The 6,272-nt window shown below is 40.2% G+C and carries 5 protein-coding genes and 1 pseudogene; 3 read left to right on the forward strand and 3 right to left on the reverse strand.

From position 1 onward, the window contains the following. Positions 1 to 212, forward strand: a pseudogene (locus Q0614_RS05040) (porin family protein); the annotation flags it as partial. A 234-nt stretch (positions 213 to 446) separates the two neighbouring features. Here Q0614_RS05040 and Q0614_RS05045 read toward each other — a convergent pair. Genes Q0614_RS05045 through purB form a run of 3 tightly spaced genes read right to left on the reverse strand, consistent with a single transcriptional unit; the run spans position 447 to position 3,530 of the window. After that, positions 447 to 1,229 (reverse strand): hypothetical protein, encoded by a 783-nt coding sequence (locus Q0614_RS05045; RefSeq protein WP_298786991.1) that lies wholly within the window; start codon positions 1,227 to 1,229, stop codon positions 447 to 449. Between the two features lies 1 nt (position 1,230). Then, complete coding sequence (locus Q0614_RS05050; RefSeq protein WP_297942015.1) at positions 1,231 to 2,199, reverse strand: DNA adenine methylase; 969 nt, start codon at positions 2,197 to 2,199, stop codon at positions 1,231 to 1,233. After that, complete coding sequence (gene purB / locus Q0614_RS05055; protein WP_298786993.1) at positions 2,199 to 3,530, reverse strand: adenylosuccinate lyase; 1,332 nt, start codon at positions 3,528 to 3,530, stop codon at positions 2,199 to 2,201. Before purB ends, Q0614_RS05050 begins: the two co-directional genes overlap by 1 nt. 75 nt (positions 3,531 to 3,605) lie before the next feature. Between purB and Q0614_RS05060 the strand changes: the two genes are divergently transcribed. Then, positions 3,606 to 5,018 carry a pseudouridine synthase gene (locus Q0614_RS05060; RefSeq protein WP_298786995.1) on the forward strand — a complete coding sequence of 471 codons (1,413 nt, stop codon included), beginning with the start codon at positions 3,606 to 3,608 and terminating at the stop codon, positions 5,016 to 5,018. A 205-nt stretch (positions 5,019 to 5,223) separates the two neighbouring features. Next, positions 5,224 to 5,856 carry a hypothetical protein gene (locus tag Q0614_RS05065; RefSeq protein WP_298786997.1) on the forward strand — a complete coding sequence of 211 codons (633 nt, stop codon included), beginning with the start codon at positions 5,224 to 5,226 and terminating at the stop codon, positions 5,854 to 5,856. The last annotated feature ends 416 nt before the right edge of the window (positions 5,857 to 6,272 follow it).

Genomic DNA, 6,272 nt, shown 5'->3' on the forward strand with positions numbered 1-6,272 from the left:
ACGGAAGCAGCGATTCGCTTTCAAAGACTCTGCCTGGCTGGGTCATCGGTGCAAGGCTGGGTGGGCTATATAGCTTTGATGAGCATAACGAGATTGAGTTTGGCTACAAGGCGGACTACACGAGATACAAGGCTAGTAAGCTCGGAGAGGATATAGATAAAGCCTACGAGACCAATCATGGACTATATTTAGGATACAACTTTAAATTCTAAAAATTCTAATGTGCTAGCGCAGGATGGAGCGAACGAACTCTCGCTCCATCCGTTTTAAATTCCAAATAATTCTTAGTTTGGTCGAATTTCAAAGCCCCGATAAATTTTTGCGGAAGTACTATTTGCTGCTTTGCATCTTTTGGGATTGATTAAATTTTAAAATTATTCTAAGCAGAGCGATACAATGTTAAAACATCTCATAATCGCACTTGGTATAAAATCTATCTATCCGAATTAGTTAAATTTCTTAATCGCCTTGCCGTAGCGATAAATTCTTGTGTTTTCTACATTATTGATGAGCTTGGGCTTATCGCGATCTTTTATATCGTTTTTTAAAATATCTAGGATTTTCTTGGAATTTAATCTAAATTTTATCTCTTTATAGTGTATGTCGCTATCGTTTCTGACTTCTATTTCGCCGACGCTAACATCGTGCTTAAAAATAACTTTTTGCGCATCCGTTTGATTTGCCATTCTAGCGCGAGAATTCTCTACATTTAAATTTTGAGCTAGAACATCAATGACATCTTGATAATAAAAAACGTAAATATCGCCACTGTCGTCGTTTGGAAAAACGCTTAAAAATTGCACTTCACCGCCGTTAAATATCGCTTTGCTTAAAAATGCTTTCAATCTATTTTTGTCTTTTAGTTTTTCACAAAGCGCAATCATCGGAATTTTTAGCGCGTCTTTATATTTTTGCTTTTCGCATTCGTAATCTGCGCGATTTTGTGGGAAGATTTCAAGACAATCTAAAATAAGCTGCCCCATTCCATTCATCGCTAAAAATCCGTAATCGTCTTTAATTCTTTTAATAGAATATAAAAATATCTGCCACCAAGTACCGCTTTTTACGCTATGCCCATCGCCGTTAAAATCTATGACATCTTTTTTGGCTTGCCTATCGTGCTTATATTCGTCATCCAGTCCAATTAAATTTGCAAAGATTTTTTCTTTTTGATGCCCGCTCAATTTAACGCGCGAAGCATGCTCGCTACTCATTGCTCGTTTTGCCATTTTAATCCTTGATTATCAAAAGTTCGTGAGATTGTTTGATATTATTGTCGTCGCCGCGTTCTATACGGTTTTTACCGATACGCGTTTCGCCTTGCCCCATCGTATATTGCCATTTCGGCTCCAAAATTTTAAATTCTTTATAAGTATCTCTAACCCATCCGCAGTCATTGTAGCTTAGTATAAATTTACCCTTATGGGCTTTTAAGAGCTTGGCTAGAAGTTCATGATTAAAGCCGTTGTGGTGTATCGGGAAATTTCGTTGCGGATAAATTCCGCGGAACATTTTTGAATCGCCGCTTAAAAAATACGGCGGATCAAGGTAAAAAAAGTCGCTCGGGTATAGCTTAAAAGCCTTTTCAAAGCTAGCGCATTCAACGCTTAAATTTTCTAAATTTAGACTTGAAATCTTTTCGACGCCTTTTAAATATTTAGCTTCATCCTCATAAATTGAACTCATCCAGCCCAAAAATCCAGGTCCATAGCTTAGATTGAAATTAAAATAGTAATCTCGCGCCAACATTAAACTATCGAGCGCAACTTCTTTAGTCCAGTGCGATTTTAGCTCGTCTTTTATGGTCTTGTAAATTTGTTTCGTCGGCTTTAATTTTAAAAGCTCATTACAAAGCGAATTTTTATCTTTTATCGCAACTTGCCAAAAATTTACTAAAATATCAAAAATATCGTATGCTTTTACTTCTATTCCAAGCTCTACGGCGGCGGCTATTTCTACGCTTCCGCCGCCGATAAAAGGTGAAATAAGCCGTTTTAAGTTATCCGGAAAATATTCTATTATCAGACCGACCGCTAAAGATTTACCGCCGGGATAGCGTAGTGGCGATTTCGTATAGCGTTTATATTTTAGCTTTTCGCCTTTGAGTAAATTTAAAAATAACTCTTTTTTCGGGCTTAAGCTTAAAATTTCGCTATCATAAAATAGCTGAGTTTGATTTAAAATTTGATTTACCAACATTACTCTTCAAACACCCTTTTAAAAATTCCATCCACATTTTTGGTGTAATATCCGTAGTCAAAGCACTCTTTGATCTCGCTTTCGCTTAGCTTTTCTCGCAACTTTGTATCTGCGAGCAGATTTTGTAAAAACAAGCTATGTCCTTGCTCATCTATAGCTTTTTTGCCCTCTTGCAGATCCGCCCAGACCTTCATCGCATTACGCTGCACGATTTTATAAGCATCCTCTCTGCTAACTCCTCGTTTAGGCAGCTCTAGCAGCACGCGCTGCGAAAACACGAGCCCACCGGTTAAATTTAGATTTCTCATCATATTTTCAGGATATACGAGCAGTTTTTCGATCAAGCTCGTCAAGCGATTTAGCATAAAATCGGCGGTTATAAAGCCATCAGGGAGGATAAATCGCTCGACCGAGCTATGGCTGATGTCGCGTTCGTGCCATAGCGCTACATCCTCCATCGCGGGTATTGCGAAGCTGCGGATCATACGACATAGTCCCGTTACGTTTTCGCTAAGCACAGGATTTCGTTTGTGCGGCATCGCAGAGCTGCCCTTTTGACCTGGGCTAAAAAATTCCTCTGCCTCATAAACCTCGGTGCGTTGATAGTGGCGGATTGCGATAGCGATCTTTTCGCAGCTGGAAGCCAGGATCGCAAGTGCGCTCATCACCTGTGCGTAGCGATCGCGCTGGATGACTTGATTGGACGCGGGAGCGGGCTTTAGCCCCAGATATTCGCACACTAGTTCCTCAAGCTCTAGTGGAGCGTGGGCGAAATTCCCCATCGCACCGCTTATTTTGCCGTAGCTGATGACGCTTTTTGCGTGTTGCAAAAGCTCTAGCGCGCGATTTATCTCATCATACCAGACCGCAAGCACGAGTCCGAAAGTGATCGGCTCGCCGTGGATACCGTGGCTGCGCCCGACCATCAGTGTCATTTTATGCTTCATGGCTTGAGATTTTATCGCGGCTTTTAAATTTTGCACATCCTTGATGATGAGCTCCATGCTTTCTTTGATTTGTAGCGCGACGGCGGTATCGATGCAGTCACTACTAGTCATTCCGTAATGCACGAAGCGGCTCTCCTGCCCAAGGCTCTCACTCACGCTCGTTAGAAATGCAATCACGTCGTGCTTGGTGGTCTTTTCGATCTCATCTATCCGCTCGATCCTAAAGCTTGCGTTTTGTAGAATTTTATCTTTATCGCAGTCGCTTATTAGACCTAGTTTATTCCACGCCTTAACTGCTGCGAGCTCGACTTTTAGCCACGCGTCGTATTTGGCTTGCAAGCTCCATTTTTCAGACATCTCTTTTCTTGCGTATCTTTCGACCATTTTAGTAGCCTTTCGGTTAGAATTTCTTGTATAATGATGGCAAAAATTATATAAAAATAGGGCTGAAAGTTTAATATGGGTTATGAGAAAAGAAGCCTGGGAAGCTTTGAGGGGCGCAAAATTTACGAAATTCTGCTTAGCCTCGGGTACGATATGAAATCCGCGCAGCGCATTTGTGACAAGCATCGCGTAACCGATGCAGAGGATCGAAATTTACATAAAAGCTCCGTCGCGCACGGAGAAATTTTTTTGATCGATTACAAATGCGAGCCGCGCGGACTGAAGCCGATCTTTGAGTGCGATGCGTTTGCGGCATTTGACAAGCCGAGTGGAATTTTAAGCCATCCGAGCGGGCGCAACTCGCCTTATAATATGTATGACGAGATCTGGTCGCTATACGGGCAGGACGCGTGCGTGGCGCATAGGCTTGATTTAGAAACCAGCGGAATTCTTATTGTCGCCAAGGATAAAGACGCGGCGCGCGAGCTTAAAGAGTGCTTTGAACAGCGTAGAGTGATGAAAAGCTATCTAGCGCTCGTGCGAGGTGATTTGAGAGAGGGCTTGCGAGGTGATTTGCAAAGTGCTGCTTGCAATGGCGAGATAGAGAATTGCTATGCGCTAGGTTCGTATGAAATTTGCGGATCAAAATTTGCGGACGATGCTGTGAGTTTACCAGATAACGTGTCGGATCTGCGCGATACACTAGCTCTAAAAGGAGTAGGCAATAAATTTGGATTTAATATCTTGTCTAATAGTGCGAGTAGGAGATTATGGTGCGATGCTCTATCTGACGGCATGCAAGCTAAATTTGAATCTGACGCTCCTGCTGGCGATGTTGGCAGCGGATTTGAATTTGATGACTTATCCTGCGGCGTGAGTGATAAGCTTAAACCCGCTATCGCGGTGAGTAGCGCGGATAACGGACATAAACCTTACGCCTTATCTGTGGCTAAATCTTTGCCAGCTACTTCTATGGGCTGCGTAAATTTTAAAAAATTTGAGCCTGCAAAATACGCAAAATTTAGCGATAAACTGAAATTTTTAAAGGATTTTGAGGGGTTTGTGATTGATGCTCCGATCGCTCCTAGCGACGAGTTTGCCGATCTTAAAATTCGTATGAAAATATCGCGCGACGGTAAGGAGGCGATCACGCTGATACGCCCGCTGCGATATTTCTCGGACATAGACGCTAGCCTGATCGAGTGCTATCCGCTGACGGGTAGGCAGCATCAGATCAGGCTGCATCTATTTGCCGCGGGTGCGCCGATATTGGGAGAGCCGCTGTACGGGCTTTCGCGCGAGCAAGCGGAGCGGATATTGGATAAAAAGATGGTTGAGACGGATCGGATCAGAACGACTGGGGCGCCGAGATTGTTGCTGCACGCGAATGCGATTTGCTTCGAACTAGGCGGCGAAAGATACGAGATAAAAAGCGAATTTGACGCCGCAAGAGAGTTTTATAATCTCGCAAAAATCGGTAAAATTTAAGCAACTCAATAAAATTTTGAAGTGGCGATGATTATTTTTATGACGAGGATTTTGCTTTTGCTGGTTTTTATAGAATTTTGTGCTTACAACGGCATTAATTTATTAATTTCTCATCTATAGTTATTTGAAAATTTTAAGACGATTTTATTTTGCGATGGCTATAATTCATAATTAGAATATTAGTAATTTTGAATAAAGGATGAAAATGTTGTGGTGGGAAAAAACAGTGGAGTATTATTTTGTAAAGCAGTGTTTGTTGGACATCGATATAGCTCCACTTGATGGTGATGTAGAAAAAATAGGTGATGCCTTAACTCATAACAATGGGAAGTTTTTACTTATAGAGTTTAAAAGGGCATTCGAGAATTTATCCTCAGAAAAGAGAAAATATGCAGATTGGGAAAAAAGCGCTAAGGCCATAAAAGCATATAATTTAACTTGGCTAGACGGTGGGTTTCATATATTTATTTTCGGTAGCGAAGATGACGATAAATTTGAGCTTAGAGCGCATAAATATTGGATGCTTCAAGATAAGCTGGGTGGTAGTATAAAAGATTTTAAATCTGGTGTTGATTCTTTTAAAAAATACAATCAAGAACATGGAATATTTAAAAAAGAATTTGACGAATACGCTAATTTCCTATTTAAGCAAAAGGGTGGGGCGGGAAGCTCTGTTAATTTAAAAAGCTCGGCATTAATAGCAAGCATGGGGAGCAAAACAGTAGTTGCTTCTTTTGGAGAATATTGCAAGAGGATGCTTAATTTAGAAAATAGTAAAAAACAAGAACATACCATAAATATAACACCACCAAGTAGAGGTATGAGTTTTAGACGGTAATTATTAATGACTTTGATATCTATAGTATAAAAACTTGAAATATGAGGACAAGTAAGAGCTGAGGATTGCTTTAGTTATTTGTTTTGGAATAATCGCAAGTTTTAGTATATAATATAGAAGTTGAATGACAGCATATATTTGTGGTATGCTAGAAATTTTATAAACAGCAAAGAGAGAATGCTATATTCCTCGTTGTATCGCTAAAATTCTATATCTATTCATTTGTGCAATCATAATTATAGATTGGTATGAAATTTGATTGATAAAAATTTGCGTAAGATTGAGCTATGACATCTAATTTTTATTATTTCGGCTTCTTGTATTTGCATATGGTAAAAGTGATAAAAAAATGCGTAAAATGTAGCCTAAAAGTAACTATAAAAATTTGTTTTATGCTTTAAAATTTGGTTTATTTT

Source organism: uncultured Campylobacter sp., from assembly GCF_937997595.1.
GTDB lineage: Bacteria > Campylobacterota > Campylobacteria > Campylobacterales > Campylobacteraceae > Campylobacter_B.